Below are 17,939 nucleotides of genomic sequence, written 5' to 3' on the forward strand. Positions count from 1 at the left end.
TTTATTTGTCCGTTGCTAGTACAGGAGCTTGCTAAGATGGTTGCTGTGTTGGTAGCGGGCAAATTATAAAATAAAATACGACAAAAAATAAATTGAATAAAGAAGTAAAAGTTAGTAGAAAGTTTCTTTTTATATCACGTTGGGGAGAATCATTAGATATCGCCTTAGCAACCCTTCAAGAAGGGAACGAAGTGAAAATGTATATAGAAGATAAGCCCTCGAAAGAAATTGGTTATGGGTTTGTTAAAAAAGTACAAGATTGGAAAAAGCACGTAGATTGGGCTGATGTTCTAATTTTTGATTATACAGGCAACGGAAAAGTTTGTGCAGAGTTACGTGCGAATGGAAAGCTTGTTTTTGGAGGTACAGAATATACAGATTTATTAGAGTTAGATCGTAATTTTGGACAAGAAGAGCTTAAAAGACATAAAATAAACATACTTCCCTTTAAAGAATTTGAAACCTTTAAAGAAGCTATAAAATATGTAGAAGCAAATCCTAATGCCTATGTTATAAAACCATCTGGCGAAACACAAGAATTAAAACAATTGTTGTTTGTAGGTAATGATGATTCTGGCCAAGATGTTGTTAGAGTACTAAAAGCTTACGAAAAATCGTGGGGAGATAACTTTGGTACATTTCAATTACAGAGAAAAGTAAAAGGAGTAGAAATTTCTGTTTCTGCATTTTTTAATGGAACCGAATTTTTAACACCTATTAATATTACTTTTGAGCATAAAAAATTGTTCCCTAAAGAGTTAGGTGTTTCTACTGGAGAAATGGGCAGCAGTATGTTTTGGGTTAAAGATTCTCCAATTTTTGACAAAACATTGAAGAAGTTTGAACCTATTTTAGCAAAAAATCAATTTTACGGGCATATTGATTTAAATTGTATTGTAAATGGTAACGGTATTTATCCTTTAGAGTTTACATCACGTTTCGGGTTTCCACAAATATTTATTCAGAGAGCAGGTATTACCGAACCTTTTGGAGAAATGTTATATAAGGTTGCTTTAGGTAAAAAGTTTTCAATTCAAGTAAAAAAAGGCTTTCAGGTAGGTGCTTTTGTAGTCGTGCCACCATTCCCCTTTGAAGATAAAAAAACATTCGATTTATTTTCGAAAGATGCAGTAGTGATACTTAAAAAAGATTCTACCGATGGTATACACCCTATGCATTTAAAAAATGTAAATGACCAGTGGTTAATTACAGGTAATACTGGAATTGCGTTATTAGTAACAGGTACAGGTTTGACGATGAAAGATGCTCAGAAAATGATGTATAATCGCATAAATACCGTAATTATAAACAACTGTTATTACAGGACAGATATTGGTGATCGTTGGTTTGAAGATTCTGATAAATTGTGGTCTTGGGGGCTATTGTAATGAAAGAGGTCGTTTATAATTTTAAGAAATATAAAAGTAATCCTTTCGATTTTTTTAATCTTTTACCTGAAGATTGGCGGGAAGTATTACTGCCTATTTGGGAAAAGCATCATTTAGCGGCGGAAGTTTATGTGCTTTTAAATGAAAATAAGATTGTAGCAGGAGGAATTGTTTTTAAAGAATATACCGAAGATATGGTATGCTTTAAAGAGGACGCAATTTCTCTTTTGAACTCAGGGAGCTTATATATTGGTTATGTATACGTTATTGAGGCTGAAAGAGGAAAAGATTTAGGGTCACGATGGTTAAAATCTATAAAAAATGAATTTTCAAACACAAATTTTTGGTTAACAATAGAAGAAGAGGGCTTGAAAGGTTTTTACAAAAAGAATAATTTTGAACCTTATAAAGAATATTTTAAGAATAATGTTTTGGAATCATTATTAATTTTTGAAAATTAAAGTTGGATTAATAATTTTTTACTTTCAAAACAAAATTATTAGGAATAATCCTACATTTGTAAAAATAATTTGTATTTTCAATATATGAAAGTTGATACAGTCTGCATAATTGATGATGATCCTATATTTGTATACGGAACAAAAGTTCTATTAAATAATAATGGAAATTTTTGCTCAAATATTCTAGTATATGAAAATGGAAGAGAGGCTTTAGATGTTTTAGAAACTATGCTAAATACTAATGAGTTTCCTGATGTGATTTTTTTAGATTTGAATATGCCTGTAATGAATGGCTGGCAGTTTTTAGAAAAGTTTTGCAAACTTCCAAGGGTAGAGTTTAATACTAGAATATATATATTAAGTAGCTCAGTAGACCCTGCGGATATTCAAAAAGCTAAAAACTATAAAATTGTCAAAGATTTTATTTCAAAACCTCTTACTGCTGATGTATTTAGTGATTTATTAAGTGTAGTTGAAAAAGAAGTCGATTTTAAAAATGTATAACATTTTTAAAGAAATCATAATAAATAACATTATAAATAAATATTATTCAAATAATTAGTAGCATATTTTTCTTTTCATAAATTATACGAGAACTTGAATTTTTATAAAATAAGGTGGCTAATAAAACTATATGGGCCTCTTTTCACGTATATACTTCTAAATAAATTCTTCTATTTAGAAATTAATTCCATAATTATTATTTTCTGTTTAGATAATTTTAACGTCAAATAAGCATTTGAACGAAAAAAAGAATACTCTAAAGGAGTTATTGTATTTTTTTGACTTGCGTGATAGTATTTTTGTTGAAAATTAATATTATAGCAAGACGAAACTTTATTACAGTTAGTTTATAATCTGGGGGGATTTAACAATGCACTGTGTTTAAAATTAAAAATAAATTTTATTTTTTAATATAAAATGTAATGAATTACCTAGATGAACTATTTGCCAATATGTATTTATTGGTTTTTATAGCTATTGTTATACCATTCTTAATATCGTTAAGGATGTTTTTAATTATAATTTATTCAGTTCGTATTAAGAACTTAATGGATGACCCTGTTGATCGTAGTATGCACGAAAGAACAACTCCGACATTAGGTGGAGTTGGAATTTTTATTACATTTTCAATATCTCTTATTGTTTTAGGAATAGTGGCTCCACTTATACGAGAAGATTTAATAAAATTACTTTCAATCATCGTAGTTTGTATTACCCTTCTTTTTTTAGGGGTCAAGGATGATATGATTGGCTTTTCTCCAGTTAAAAAATTAATTGTTCAAATTTTCACAGGAAGCATAATTGTAAGTACTACAGACCTGAGGATAGCTTCATTGGAAGGTATATTTGGTGTTTACGAAATACCTTTTGTATTATCAATAATATTAACTGTTTTTGTTTTTACATTTATTATAAATTGTTTTAACCTAATTGATGGAATAGATGGTTTATCAGGGTCTATAGCAATACTAATTTGTATTTCTTTTGGTACATTTTTCTGTTTAAATCATGATTATTTAATGGTATTAGTATCGATGGTACTAATAGGCAGTATTTTAGGTTTTCTTAGGTTTAATCTATCAAAGACTAATAAAATATTCATGGGAGATTCTGGTACTATGTTTATTGGTTTTTTATTGCCATATATAGCTTTTTCTTTTTTAATTATGAATTCAAAAGAAAATATAGGTGTTACTATTCCTAATGGAATTATTTTCACTTTAGCAGTATTGTCATTTCCGATTTTAGATGCTTTAAGAGTTTTTATAGTCCGAATAAAAGCTAAGAGAAGTCCTTTTAGTGCTGATAAAAATCATATACATCACCGTTTAATTAATATAGGTCTTACGCACAGGCAGGCAGTATTGTGTATTGTACTTACAAATTCTTTTATAATAGCAATATCGTTAAGTATTCAAGGTCTAAACATTAATATTCAGTTGCTTATACTGATAATTTTGTCATCTTCACTTTATTTAGTGCCGTTTATGCCTGTATGTGAAAGAAAAATAATTAAAATTAAAAATGAGGAATAAGAAATTTTCTTCTCTTCATAAAACTGATTACCATAAATTTTAAAATAATATATATTGAAAAATAAAGTAGCCTTTATTACAGGTGTAACAGGTCAAGATGGAGCTTACTTAAGTGAGTTGTTGTTGAAAAAAGGATATGAAGTACATGGTTTAAAACGTAGATCATCACTTTTTAATACTGATCGAATTGATCACTTATATCAAGATCCGCATATTGAAAATAGAAATTTTATTTTACATTATGGTGATATGACTGATAGTACTAATCTAATTAGATTAATACAAGAAATTCAGCCAGATGAAATTTATAATTTGGCAGCAATGAGTCACGTTCAGGTATCTTTTGAAGTGCCAGAATATACAGCAAATGCAGATGGTATAGGTACATTGCGAATTTTGGATGCAGTTCGTTTATTAGGTTTAGAAAAGAAAACACGTATTTACCAGGCATCTACATCAGAGCTTTATGGAAAAGTACAGGAAGTTCCTCAGTCAGAGACGACACCATTTTACCCGCGTAGCCCATATGCAGTAGCTAAAATGTATGCATATTGGATTACTGTTAATTATCGCGAAGCTTATGGAATGTATGCATGTAACGGAATATTATTTAATCATGAATCTCCGATTCGTGGAGAAACTTTTGTTACTAGAAAAATTACAAGAGCAGTATCTAGAATAGCATTAGGTTTACAAGATAAATTTTACTTAGGTAATTTAGATGCTCAAAGAGATTGGGGGCATGCTAAAGATTATGTAAAAATGATGTGGATGATTCTTCAGGCCGAAGAGGCAGAAGATTGGGTAATTGCAACAGGAAAAACAACTACAGTACGTGATTTTGTTAAGATGGCATTTGATGAAGTTGGTATTGAGTTAGAATTTAAAGGAGAGGGAGTTACTGAAAAAGCTTTTGTTAAAGCTTGTAATAACCCTGAATTTGAAATAGAAATAGGAAAAGAAGTTTTATCAGTAGATCCTAAATATTTTAGACCTACAGAAGTTGAATTGTTAATAGGAGACCCGACAAAGGCGAAAACTAAATTGGGTTGGGAAGCAACACATCAGCTATCAGATTTGGTTAAAGATATGATGCAAGGAGATATTAAGTTGATGAAAAAAGACCAGTATTTGAAAGATGGTGGTTTTAATACTTTTAATTATTTTGAATAATAATATGTATTAGTTCCATAAATAAATTGGAATTTATTTTCAAACAAATTAAATATTTAAAATGATAAGTAAAGACTCTTACATATATATAGCAGGCCATAGGGGTATGGTCGGTTCAGCAGTTTGGCGAGCATTACAAAATGAAGGTTATACAAACCTTATAGGTAAAACAAGTGCAGAACTTGATCTTAGAAATCAAAAAGCTGTAAATGATTTTATTGTAAATGAAAAACCAGATATAATTATTGATGCAGCAGCTAAAGTTGGTGGTATTTTGGCTAATAATGATTTTCCATATCAATTTTTAATGGAAAATATGCAGATACAGAATAACCTTATTCAAGCTGCACATGAAAATAATATTGAAAAATTTATTTTTCTAGGCAGTTCATGCATATATCCAAAATTAGCACCACAACCTTTAAAAGAAGAGTATTTGTTAACGGCACCGTTAGAGCCTACTAATGAGTGGTATGCTATTGCTAAAATTTCAGGTGTCAAGTTATGCCAAGCTATCAGGAGCCAATTTGGTAAAGATTTTGTGAGTTTGATGCCGACTAATCTTTATGGACCTTTCGATAATTTTGATTTAAAATCATCACACGTGTTGCCTGCTATGCTTCGTAAATTTCATGAAGCTAAAGAAAATAATAATGCTGCAGTCACATTATGGGGTAGCGGAAAACCAATGCGAGAATTTTTACATGTTGATGATATGGCTCAGGCCGTTTTATTTGCTGTCAATAATGTATTACCTGATTATCTATATAATGTAGGGACAGGTACCGATATTACAATTAATGAGTTGGCAACAACTATTCAAAATTCAGTTGGTCATACAGGAGAAATTGTATGGGATAAAACTAAACCAGATGGTACACCTAGAAAACTAATGAATAGTGATAAGTTAAATAAACTTGGTTGGAAAGCTACTTATTCATTAGAGGATGGCATTAATAAAACATATTCTTGGTTTATTGAAAATCAAAATAATATAAAAAAGATTAATTTAAAATAAGATTTTTCTTATTTCAGATAATAATTTCAAAACTTTTTAGTGATTCAAATTTCAAATTTTACAAAAAATAAAGAGCTTCCTAAACTCTTTAGTGTTTTGCTTGATCAAGTTTTGATGAGTGTAGTAACCTTGCTTACAAGTGTTGTATTGGCAAGAACTTTTGATAAAGTTCAGTACGCCGATTTAGTTCTGTTATTTACATTAACACTGTTTAGTTTAGGTTTTCAAAGTTCAATAATATCTAAACCTTATGCTATAAATCAAAATGATTTAGGGGAGTTAAATAAGGAAAGTTACTATCAGTTTAACCTTAATTTGAAATTGATTTTCACCGTAGGTGTAGTTTTTGTTTTTCCTTTTCTATATTATTTTTCATTTGATGTATGGGATTTTCAGAGATTTTCTATTTTTCTATTTTATATAATTTCTTACACTTCATATTTTTTTATTAGAGAGACATTGCTAAGTGAAAGAAAAACAAAAGAAAATTTAAAATATGGGATTTTCTGTGCAACGGGCTTAGTAAGTCTTCTTTTATATATTCTATTTAGTAACAATAAGAACATAAACTTTTTTTTGATAGTTGCTTCAACTATTTATTCCTTAGTAAGTGCTTTTTATTTTATTTCAAATTATAAAAAAATTAAGTTGCCAAACTATACATGGCTTCAGTTTTGGAATATAAACTGGAAGATAGGTAAGTGGTTATTGGGGTCTAATTTTTTGTTTCATATAAGTTCAAGTATATATCCTTGGTTGCTTTTATACATTACAGAAAAAAAAGATATTGCCGTTTTTGGGGTTTTAATAAGCGTAGCCGCATTAGTTAACCCTCTTTTAACAGCATTAAGCTCTTATTTACTGCCATTATTTGTTAGTGTTAATTCTAAATATGATAAAATAAAAGAGTTAGTTGGTAAGTGGAATATTCTTTTTGCTTTAATGGCAATAGTCTTAGTTATTATAGGAGTGTTTTTAGGTCAAAATATAATTGTGTTATTATATGGTGAAAAATATCAAAATCTAGGCATATTGGTAATTTTTCCTTTTATTGTTCAGGCAATAAATGTATTTGCCCAGCCATTTAAGATAGCCTTGAATGCTATTAAACGAACTGATGTTAATTTTTGGATATTGATACCAAGAAGTATTATATCAGTTGTTTTAGGGTTTCTATTAATTAATAGATTTGGTTTAGTTGGTGTTTTTTACACAATGATTTTTGAAAATTTATTTTATCAAATATCCTACTATATAATTTATCGTAAAGTTTTTAAATTTTAATATAGCGGTAATGGATAAAAATAAAATTTTACTTATAGCCTTTGTTTCATTTTTAATTATGAACGCTATTACCTATAATTTGAATATTTTCATTTTAGGGAAATATGGGAAATTATTAGTGGCGATTTTAGGCATATTAATGATTCATACTTCTAAAGTAAAATTAAAAGCATTTTTCACCTATAATCGATGGGTTGTTTTCTTTTGGTTAGCATGTGTTTTATTCACTTTGGTTAATTATTATCAAAATGGATTTAGTATGAATTTATTTCAGAATAACATATTATTTATCGTATTCCTATATTTTTATTTTTTACTATCAAGTTCTTTTTTTGAGAGCTATAAATTTCCCAATTTTTATTTTTTAAAATATCTATCATATGCTTTAAATAGTAATTTAATAATTTGGACAGTTGTCGCGCTTATACTGCCTTTTAAAATTTGGCACACATTAGAAGATAGGACGGGGCTAGGGTTATTTTATGAAAATTATTTACAGTTAGGAATATTTGCATGTGTAGGAGCTATTGCTAATTTTTCAGTATATAAGTTCATAATTAAAAAACAGGGAAAAGTTTATTTTGCATTTTTTTTAGTATATGCTGTTTTAGTTTTTTTATCAAATTCAAGAAACGTTCAATTAATATTAACAGTTTTTGTGTTACTCAATTATGTTCCAAAAATTAAAGAATTACTTATAAAAAATGTCTATTTGATATCTGGATTAATTGTAGTTCTTAGTTTAATGTATTTTACAACCGAGTTGTTACTTACGGAAGATTTTACTCAGTTCACCACAGGTAGAAGTGCTATTTGGTATTACATTTTTGATTACTTCTCAAAGAATTCAATTTTTATAGGCAAAGGGATTTTTGGATTAAATGAAACTATTTTAGCAACTAATATTGATTCAAACTATTATTTTCAAAGGTTAGAGTTTTTATATTTCCATTCATCTTATATAGAAGTTTTATGTGCAAGTGGCTTAATAGGTTTTATTTTATTTGGCTTTGCAATAACAGTTGCTTTAAAAAAGAAAAAGAACTTTTACTATTCGATAATATTAATAAGCATTCTTTTAGGAGCGTTATTTGAAAGCTTTCTAGTTCAACCTACAATATTATTATCATTTCTATTTTGGTATTTTATGGTTTCAAAAGATAATTATAAAAACATAATTGCTTAAAAAAATATGAAGATGGAATTAAAAGAGAATGCCCCAATTGTCTTGTTTACATATAATCGTATAGATGAAATAAAAAAAACGATTCATGCTTTAAAAGCCAATTATTTAGCTTTAGAAAGTGAGCTTTATATTTTTTCTGATGGACCTAAAAGTGATAAAGATGAAGCGAAAGTTTTTGAAGTTAGAAATTTCATAGCAACAGTAGATGGTTTCAAAAAAGTAAAGGTTATTGAGTCTCAGAAAAATAAGGGTTTGGCTAATTCGATAATAGAAGGAGTTACGTCAATTATTAACCAACATGAAAAGGTTATTGTTTTAGAAGATGATTTAGTGACATCTAAAAACTTTTTAAACTATATGAATCAAGCACTTGAGTTTTATAACAATGCAGATGATGTTATTTCAATATCAGGTTTTACATTAAAATTAAAGGGGTTAGAAAATCATAATAAAGATTATTATTATGGTGTGAGAGCTTCATCTTGGGGTTGGGGTTGTTGGAGAAATAAATGGAATAGTGTTGATTGGGAATTAAAAGATTATAAAAATTTTATTTCAAATAAAGAAGAAATAAAGCAATTCAATGAAGGAGGTTCTGATATGGCTGGCATGTTAAATAATCAGGTGAATGGAGTTATAGATTCTTGGGCAATCAGATTTTGTTTTCACCAATTTAAAAATAATATGAAAACAGTTTTTCCAACGGTATCAAAATTAATAAGCATTGGTTTTAGTGAAAATGCAACGCATACTTCAGGTACTAAAAGGTTTAATACAGATTTAGATAATGGAGAAAAGCAAGTGTTTCAATTTAACAAGAATGTAATTGTAGATGATATTTTAAAAAAACAATTTAAATCTAAATTCTCTATAAAGGCAAGAGCTTTAGATAAGTTAAAAAAAATAATAGGAATATAAAACTTAGTATATGCTTTTTAATTCTTGGGAATTTATTATTCTATTGTTAATAACAACTGTGCTGTATTATAATTTAAAATATAAGCATGGTATTTTGTTGTTGTTTATAAGCTCATACTGTTTTTATAGTTTTTGGAGGTGGGATTTTGCCGTAATGATGCTAGCTGTGAGTTTAATAAATTTTTTCGCAGGTATTAAAATATCTAAAACAAAGCAGAAAGTAAAGAAAAAAGCATGGTTAGTTTTTGCAGTATTATTATCAATACTACCATTGGTATACTTTAAGTATATGAATTTTTTAATAGAAAACGTAAATGCGATAGCGCAGTTATCTAATTCAAATTTAAACTTTCCGCTCTTAGATTTAATACTTCCTGTAGGAATCTCTTTTTTTACATTTCAAGCATTAAGTTACACTTTAGATGTTTATTATAAGAAAACAGAAGTTGAAACCAATGTACTACGTTTTAGTACTTTTGTGGCCTTTTTTCCTCAATTAGTAGCTGGGCCGATTGAAAGATCTTCTAATTTATTAAATCAATTAAAAATAAAACATCAGTTTAAACAAGAGCTTGTAGTAGAGGGAGTTAAGTTATTTGTCTGGGGTCTTTTCAAAAAAGTTGTAATTGCTGATAGGTTGGCTATTTATGTTAATAATGTATATGAGTCTCCTGATATGTATTCCGGTTTAACGTTGGTAGTTGCAACAATATTTTTTGCATTTCAAATTTATTGCGATTTTAGTGGGTATTCTGATATGGCTATTGGTACAGCTCGTATTTTAGGCTTTAAGCTTATGCAAAATTTTAATTTGCCATATTTATCATCATCCATATCTGATTTTTGGAAAAGATGGCACATATCACTTTCGTCATGGTTCGGAGATTATGTTTATAAACCATTAGGTGGTAGTAGAGTAGTATATCTTAAATGGATTCGTAATATTCTTGTAGTGTTCTTAATTAGTGGGGTTTGGCATGGTGCTAATTGGACATTTATTATTTGGGGAGCATTGCATGCTTTATTTTATTTTATTGAAAATTGGGGTGATTTGTTACTTAATAAATTAAAACTAGATGCTGTTAAGGGTTCAGTATTATATAAAGGATATAAAAAAGTATCAGTATTTATATTTGTTTGTTTTGCTTGGATATTTTTTAGAGCCAATTCATTAAACGATGCCTTTTTAATAATTAAAAAATTATTTATAAAATCAGATTTACAATTTTATTTAGGTTCTTCTAATGTTACATTTTTATTGTCATTATTGTTGATCTTGTTATTAATAATTGTTCAAATTTTTCAATATAAGGGTAAAGCATCATTGTACTTTTCTAAGTCAAAGGCAAATGATTATGTAATTGGTGTATGGTATTTATTTTTATTGCTAGGTATATCTACTCTAGGGCTTTCTTCTAATTCATTTATTTATTTTCAATTTTAAGTATACTATGAAAAAAAATAATATTAATAAAAAATTGATCCTATTTATTTTCGTTTTTTTTATCCTAGATTTCGGGATATCTAAATTTTTATTGATTGGATTAAATAAATATTATGGCTTAGGTGATAACTCTGAAATAGCATTTGTTGGTCATTCACATTTAATGCTTGGAGTAGATAAGCAAATGATCGAACAAGAATTAGATGTAACAATTTCTAAATATACAAGAGAAGGTGTAAACGTAGAAGATAGGCAGGTAATGGTAAAGCAATTACTAGCTGAAAATAAAAATTTAAAAACTGTTATATATGGTGTAGACGCTTGGACTTTTTCGAGTGAAGGGTTAAGCAGTAATTCATATAAACTATTTTATCCTTTTATGAATGACCCCGTAATAAACGATTTTGTTTATGAGAGTACGAATAAAAGCGATTATTGGACAAAAAAAATTATTAAAACTACACGATACAATGAGCTTTTACTTAGTGGAGCTCTTAGAGGATATTTGGGGAAATGGGATAATTTAAAATTTGGGAAGGTTGATACATTATCGTTAAAAGAAAAAATTAAATCAGGAGATTTTAGAGAAATCAAAAACACATCGTCTAATATTAAATTTTTTAATGAAACACTAGAGTTGCTTTCTGAGAATAATATAAAGGTAATTTTAATGTATGTACCAACAATAGACATTTTAAGAGATAATCAAGAAGTAAAATATAAAGAAACTATTGCTCTTTTTGATGCTATTTCAAAAAAGTCTCATAACATTAATTTTGTGAATTTTCAAGAGCCTTGGTCTCATAATTATGATCTTTTTTACGACCCTATCCATATGAACCCTGAAGGGCAAAAAGTTGTCACTAAAGAGCTAATAAAGTATTTAAAAAGCAGTGGTTTGCTTAAAAAATAAATTCAATTCATCTTAAAATAGAAATCATCAAAAATTCAAAAAAAATACTTTTTATTATGCACTACCCTCCACCTATGCATGGGGCTGCCATGGTGGGTCAATATATTATGGATAGTGGTTTAATTAATGAAAATTTTGAAAATAAGTTTATAAACTTAAGTACTTCAACAACTATAGAAAGTATAGGTAAAGGTGGTATGGGTAAGTTATTTAGGTACATTAGTATTCTTTGGAGAAGTACAATTGCTTTACTTTTTTTTAGACCAAATCTAGTTTATATAACCTTAACTTCAGGTGGATCTGGGTTTTATAAAGATGCAATTATTGCATTAATTGCTAAAATGTGTAATAAAAAAATATGCTATCATTTTCATAATAAAAGAAGTACAAATGAAAAAAGAGGATTTGTAAGTCATAACTTAAATAAAATTGTATTTAAAAATGCATCTGTAATTTTATTATCAAAATATCTATATCCTGATTTTGAAGAATATGTAGATATAGAGAATGTATATTATTGCCCAAATGGGGTGCCTAAAATTGAACGTGATTTTTCTGTTGAAGAAGCATTTAGTAAAAAAGAAGTGCCTAAAATTCTTTTTCTTTCTAACTTATTAGTAACTAAAGGTGTATTTGTTTTGTTAGAGGCTTTAGCAATTCTTAAAAATAAAAAAGTAGATTTCAATTGCACATTTGTTGGAGCTGAGGGAGATATAAAAACAGATGATTTTTACAAGGAGTTAAAAAAATTAAATCTTAATACTTCTGTCAATTATGTAGGTAAAAAATACGGAGCAGAAAAAGAACTAATTTTTAGTCAAAATAATATTTTCGTTTTCCCTTCTTTTAATGAAACATTTGGGTTGGTTAATTTAGAAGCTATGCAGTTTTCTCTTCCCGTGATTTCAACTTTTGAAGGAGGAATTCCTGATGTAGTAGAGGATGGAGTTACAGGCTATTTAGTTCCACCAAAAAATACAGAGAAATTAGCAGATAAAATTGAAGAATTAATAAAAAATCCAGGCTTAGCCTTAAAAATGGGAAGTAAAGGAAAAGAAAGATATCAAGAAAATTTCACTTTAAAAATATGGGAAAAAAAACTATTAGGTATTCTTAAAAAAATCACGGAATGAAAACTTTAAATTACACAATTTCAACGGATTACCCTAAATTGCCAATAATTAGTAAAACAATTATCAATACAATAAACCCTCATAGTTACTGTGTATCTAAAAAAGATGATTCATTTGCAAAAGCACTTCAATCATCTGATTTTTTATTACCTGATGGTATTGGGATTGTTTGGGCGTCTAAATTTTTAAATAAAAAGCAAATAATTAAAATAGCTGGTTTTGATATTTTTCTATTTCTAATGAAAGATTTAAACGAAACAAGTGGTTCTTGTTTCTTTTTAGGAGCATCGCAAAAAACATTAAACTTAATTAAACAAAAAGCAGCAAAAGAATATCCTAACGTAAAAGTTAATTGTTTTTCGCCGCCCTACAAAGCAAAGTTCACAGAAGAGGATAGTACTGAAATGTGTAATAAAGTTAATGAGTTTAAACCAGATGTTTTGTTTGTTGGAATGACAGCTCCAAAACAAGAAAAATGGGTTTATGATTTTCAAAGTCAATTAGATTCGAAAGTTATTTGCTCAATAGGTGCTGTGTTTGATTTTTATGCAGGAGTTGTTGAAAGGCCTAGTCAATTTTGGATTAAATTAGGTTTAGAATGGTTACCACGTTTTTTAAAAGAACCTAAACGTTTGGCAGAAAGAAATTTAATATCAACACCTAAATTCATCCTTGAAGTATTTAGTTTTAAATTAAGAGGAAAAGGTTTTTTATAAAAAAAACAATAAATAAGTTATTAAAACACTTAAATAAATAATGAAAGAGTCACATTACATTATAGATAAAGATCAAAACAACGAATCTATAGATATAAAAGAAATAATTTTAAATTACATTAAATTTTGGCCATGGTTCTTGGGGTCAATATTTATTGCATTATTCTTTGGTTATTTATATACACGTTATGCACCAGTAATTTACAGTACTGTAGCTAAAATTAAAATTATAGACGATGCTAAAGAGTTTAATGTAGCATCAAACCCATTGGAGTTGCTTAATAATGGGTCTGATATTAATATGGATAATGAGATAGAAATTTTAAAATCTTATAAATTATTAAGCCAAGTTGTTGATGAACTTGATTTAGATGTTTCTTATCAAGAAGTAGGAACTATAAAAACGCGACAAGCTTGGAATGCTCCTTTTTTTATCACTAAATTATTTGATAACGATAGCTTAAAAAAATCAAAATCTTTTGAAGTTGAAGTTCGAAATAATAATTTAATAATTATTAATGAGGGTTCAGAAGATGTAATGATAAGCAAGAACAAGAAAATTAGTATAGACTCGGTACCATTATTAGTGAATTTCAAAGAGAATATAAACTTTAAAGAATTTGATGGAATGTCGTTTAGAGTAACTCTTTCACCTAAAAAAGAGGCTACATTAGAACTTTCTGAAAAATTGCAAATAGCGCCAGTTAACAAAAAAAGTGAAATATTAAAATTGACACTCGATGGGGAAAGTATAGAGAAATCCGAAGTCATTTTAAATACTGTAATTCAAAAATTTAATGATGATGGAGTTCAAGATAGACAACTAGTTTCTAAAAGAACGCTAGATTTTATAGATGAAAGGTTAATATATTTATCGACTGAGCTGGACTCAATAGAGGTGGGAAAAAAAGATTTTAAGACTCTGAATAATCTTTCTTATATAGAAGCAGATGCAGGTGCTACTTTGCAAAAAAGAGCAGCTTCACAAAATGAAGCTGAAACCTTGCAAACACAAGTTGCATTAACAAAGCTTATTAAAAATAATTTAGAAGAAGAAGATTCTTTCAATACACTACCAAGTAATTTAGGTTTAGAAAATAGTAGTGTTAATAATTTGACAGATCAATATAATGATATGATCTTTCAAAGAGAAAAATTATTAATTAGTGTAGGAGAAAATCATCCAACGCTTAAAGTTTTAAATGATCAAATTAAGAATGTAAAGAAAAGTATTGTTCGATCTGTAGCAAATTACCAGAGCCAATTAAGATTGTCTTTAGGGCAAGTAAACCAAGAAAGAAGTATTGCCGGTAGTGTTTTTTCTTCATTGCCAGAAAAAGAAAAAATGTTAAGGTCTATTGAAAGACAGCAGAGTATTAAAGAAAATTTATTTTTACTCTTATTGCAGAAAAGAGAAGAAGCTGCAATAAATTTTGCAGTAACGGCTCCATCAGTAAAAGTTGTAGACTATGGTTTAACAAGTAATACACCTTTGTTTCCTAAAAAGATGAATGTGTATTTAATAGCTTTGTTTTTAGGAGTATTACTTCCTTTAGCAACCTTATTTGTACTTCATTATTTAGATACAAAAATCCATAGCAGATTAGATGTCGAAAAATTAAACCCTGAAATTCCTGTTGCAGCAGAAATTCCTTTTTTAGACAAAGAAAAAGTTTTTCAGGAAAATAGTGAGAGATCTGTTTTAACAGAATCATTTAGAATATTAAGTGCAAGTACTAATTATTTATTACCTGTTAAAAAAGATGAAGGGCAAGTTATTTTAGTTACTTCAGCAGTTAAGGGCGAAGGGAAATCTTTGACAGCTTTTAATCTTTCTTTAGCTTATGCTAGTATTAAAAAGAAGGTGTTATTGGTTGGTGCAGATTTAAGAAACCCCCAATTACATACTTTTTTTGATACAAACAAAAATGTAACAGGACTAGTAGATTATTTATACGATTCAGAAACTCCTTTAGATAAGTGTATCAATAATGGTTACAACAATAACCAATATCATCATATATGTTTTAGTGGGTCAATACCTCCAAATGCACCTGAGTTACTATCAGGTGAATCTTTTGAGAAATTTTTAAATGAAGTGAAAAAATCATATGATTTTATAATTATAGATTCGGCTCCAGTATTATTAGTTGCAGATACTTTACTTATTTCAAAGTACGCAGACCTTACTTTATTTCTTGCAAGAGCTGGTTTTACGGATAAAAAACTACTTTCTATGTCAAAAGAGTTGAATAGAACGAATAAGATTAATAATATGGCTTATGTCGTAAATGAAGTAGGTAATGGTAAAACTTCTGATTATAATTATGGTTACGGCTATGGTTATAATTCAGAAGAGTAAACTTAATAATCCCTCTATTTTAATTAAAATAGAGGGATTATTAAGTTTAATTAAAAAGTGTAATTGATTATGAAGTGTGCATTGTTTTTTGAAAAATAATCAATAAACAGCATTGTAATTCAGATTAAAATAGAGATAGTTGGTAAGTTTTCTTTAAAAAATTATAAATAAATAATAATCACGCTTTTTAACGAATATTAACAGCTATGATTTGGTAGTTGAAATGAGTATGGTATAATTTAGCCGCTTCTATGAAAAAGATTGTAGGTCAATTTTTATTCTTTTTTTGTATTCTTCTGCTAAATGGATGTAATAGCAGCTACCTAAATATTGGAGCTAATTTATCATCTGAGAATGACAAATCATTTAATAGCATCAGCGAAAGTCATCACTATACGGGTGATAATTATATAATTGATTCTCAAATTGATTCTAATAAACTTCTTTTTGCCGAAATTACAGATATAGAAGAAGAGAATGAAAAAACTTCTCTTACTTCTAGGGAAAAAGCATCATTTAGTAATTTTTTGACAATTGGCACTAGTGATGAGTTACTAGAGCATTTATTTTTTAAACTTCACAAAAACATATTAGCATTTAAAGCTAATAATTTCACACCTTCATTAAGGCGTTATTTAGTATTTCAGAATTATAGAATTTGATTTTTTCATGTAAATAAGCATGTCTTGTTGCCTTATTTATACTCCTCATTTTTTAAGTATTGTTATAGCAATAAGCTTAGCTTAAATGCATAGCCTATACTTATAATCACACAATTCTATAAAATCTATAATATTTAATATCTATAACAATGAAGAAAATTCATGTGTTTATTGGCTTACTATTAGTCCTACATATAAGTTGCGAAAACAAAAAAGAAGAGAAGAAAGAAGAAACTAAATTTTTGATTACCAGTCCTGTAAAAAAAGATACTTCAATCACAAAAGATTACGTAAGTCAAATACATTCTATACGCCATATAGAGGTACGTGCTCTAGAAAAAGGATATTTACAACAGATTTCGGTAGACGAAGGTCAGGTTGTGAAAAAGGGGCAACAAATGTTCCATATCATGCCCAATGTTTATCAAGCAGATCTTCAAAAAGCACAGGCAGAGGCTAAGGTTTCAGAAATTGAATTGCAAAACACAAAACTATTGGCAGATGGTAACGTAGTATCTCAAAACGAGTATGTAATGGCTAAAGCTAATTTTGATAAAGCGAATGCAGAAGTTTCACTGGCAAGAACTCACTTAGGCTTTACAGACATAAAAGCACCTTTTAGTGGTATTATGAACCATCTACATGTAAGAGAAGGAAGCCTTTTAGATGAAGGAGAGTTATTAACTACGCTTTCTGATAATAGTAAAATGTGGGTGTATTTTAATGTGCCTGAATCAGAATATTTAGACTATATCACCAGTAAAGATAAAGACACTAAAAAATCTGTTAACCTTTTAATGGCAAACAATAAAGTCTTTAATCAAACAGGAATTGTAGAAACAATTGAAGCAGATTTTAATAATGAAACTGGTAATATAGCTTTCAGAGCAACTTTTAATAACCCAGACGGTATTCTTAGACATGGAGAAACTGGTAGTATATTAATGACAACACCTTATGTAGGTGCATTGATAATTCCACAAAAAGCAACATTCGAAATTCTAGATAAAAAATATGTATTTATTGTAGATAAAGATAATATCGTTAGACAAACTGAAATTTCCGTAGCAGCAGAATTACCACATTTATTTGTAATAAGTAAAGGTTTAAAAGCTACCGATAAATTACTATTGGATGGAATCCGTATGGTAAAAAACAATGAAAAAATTAGCACTGAATTTATTGAACCTAATGAAGTGATTTCAAAGTTGGCTGTTTACGCCGAGTAATCAAAACTAATCT

Annotated in this window: 16 protein-coding genes; all 16 read left to right on the forward strand. The window is 28.3% G+C overall.

From position 1 onward, the window contains the following. Positions 1-92: 92 nt before the first annotated feature. The 16 genes from H0I23_RS01470 to H0I23_RS01545 all read left to right on the forward strand — a co-directional run bounded on the left by H0I23_RS01470 (position 93) and on the right by H0I23_RS01545 (position 17,926). Complete coding sequence (locus H0I23_RS01470) at positions 93-1,388, forward strand: phosphoribosylamine--glycine ligase (RefSeq protein WP_216784705.1); 1,296 nt, start codon at positions 93-95, stop codon at positions 1,386-1,388. Next, on the forward strand, positions 1,373-1,849 hold the full coding sequence (locus tag H0I23_RS01475) for a GNAT family N-acetyltransferase (RefSeq protein ID WP_216784706.1): 477 nt from the start codon (positions 1,373-1,375) through the stop codon (positions 1,847-1,849). Before H0I23_RS01470 ends, H0I23_RS01475 begins: the two co-directional genes overlap by 16 nt. Positions 1,850-1,933: 84 nt before the next feature. Continuing rightward, positions 1,934-2,353, forward strand: a complete 420-nt coding sequence (locus tag H0I23_RS01480) for a two-component system response regulator (RefSeq protein ID WP_216784707.1) — start codon at positions 1,934-1,936, stop codon at positions 2,351-2,353. A 422-nt stretch (positions 2,354-2,775) separates the two neighbouring features. After that, positions 2,776-3,888 carry a glycosyltransferase family 4 protein gene (locus H0I23_RS01485; RefSeq protein ID WP_216784708.1) on the forward strand — a complete coding sequence of 371 codons (1,113 nt, stop codon included), beginning with the start codon at positions 2,776-2,778 and terminating at the stop codon, positions 3,886-3,888. A 54-nt stretch (positions 3,889-3,942) separates the two neighbouring features. Beyond that, a complete protein-coding gene (gmd, locus tag H0I23_RS01490; RefSeq protein ID WP_216784709.1) occupies positions 3,943-5,061 on the forward strand; it encodes a GDP-mannose 4,6-dehydratase in 1,119 nt (372 codons plus the stop codon). A gap of 61 nt (positions 5,062-5,122) precedes the next feature. Then, the gene (locus tag H0I23_RS01495; RefSeq protein ID WP_371736649.1) at positions 5,123-6,079 is read left to right on the forward strand and encodes a GDP-L-fucose synthase family protein; all 957 of its coding nucleotides are present in this window, start codon (positions 5,123-5,125) and stop codon (positions 6,077-6,079) included. Between the two features lie 114 nt (positions 6,080-6,193). Further along, positions 6,194-7,363 carry a lipopolysaccharide biosynthesis protein gene (locus H0I23_RS01500; RefSeq protein WP_254073632.1) on the forward strand — a complete coding sequence of 390 codons (1,170 nt, stop codon included), beginning with the start codon at positions 6,194-6,196 and terminating at the stop codon, positions 7,361-7,363. 10 nt (positions 7,364-7,373) lie between these two features. Next, positions 7,374-8,549, forward strand: coding sequence for an O-antigen ligase family protein (locus H0I23_RS01505; protein ID WP_216784710.1), 1,176 nt, complete (start codon positions 7,374-7,376; stop codon positions 8,547-8,549). 12 nt (positions 8,550-8,561) lie between these two features. After that, entirely contained in the window at positions 8,562-9,467 is a 906-nt protein-coding gene (locus H0I23_RS01510) for a glycosyltransferase (protein WP_216784711.1), read from the forward strand. 10 nt (positions 9,468-9,477) lie between these two features. Further along, on the forward strand, positions 9,478-10,911 hold the full coding sequence (locus H0I23_RS01515; RefSeq protein ID WP_216784712.1) for an MBOAT family protein: 1,434 nt from the start codon (positions 9,478-9,480) through the stop codon (positions 10,909-10,911). 91 nt (positions 10,912-11,002) lie between these two features. Next, positions 11,003-11,824, forward strand: a complete 822-nt coding sequence (locus tag H0I23_RS01520) for a hypothetical protein (protein WP_254073633.1) — start codon at positions 11,003-11,005, stop codon at positions 11,822-11,824. A gap of 56 nt (positions 11,825-11,880) precedes the next feature. Further along, positions 11,881-12,957, forward strand: coding sequence for a glycosyltransferase family 4 protein (locus H0I23_RS01525; RefSeq protein WP_216784714.1), 1,077 nt, complete (start codon positions 11,881-11,883; stop codon positions 12,955-12,957). Further along, complete coding sequence (locus H0I23_RS01530; protein ID WP_216784715.1) at positions 12,954-13,673, forward strand: WecB/TagA/CpsF family glycosyltransferase; 720 nt, start codon at positions 12,954-12,956, stop codon at positions 13,671-13,673. Before H0I23_RS01525 ends, H0I23_RS01530 begins: the two co-directional genes overlap by 4 nt. Positions 13,674-13,713: 40 nt before the next feature. After that, positions 13,714-16,035 carry a tyrosine-protein kinase gene (locus H0I23_RS01535; protein ID WP_216784716.1) on the forward strand — a complete coding sequence of 774 codons (2,322 nt, stop codon included), beginning with the start codon at positions 13,714-13,716 and terminating at the stop codon, positions 16,033-16,035. 251 nt (positions 16,036-16,286) lie between these two features. Beyond that, entirely contained in the window at positions 16,287-16,697 is a 411-nt protein-coding gene (locus H0I23_RS01540) for a hypothetical protein (RefSeq protein WP_216784717.1), read from the forward strand. Between the two features lie 149 nt (positions 16,698-16,846). Next, positions 16,847-17,926, forward strand: coding sequence for an efflux RND transporter periplasmic adaptor subunit (locus H0I23_RS01545; protein ID WP_216784718.1), 1,080 nt, complete (start codon positions 16,847-16,849; stop codon positions 17,924-17,926). Positions 17,927-17,939 lie beyond the last annotated feature (13 nt).

The organism is Cellulophaga sp. HaHaR_3_176, from assembly GCF_019021925.1.
Taxonomy (GTDB): Bacteria; Bacteroidota; Bacteroidia; order Flavobacteriales; family Flavobacteriaceae; genus Cellulophaga.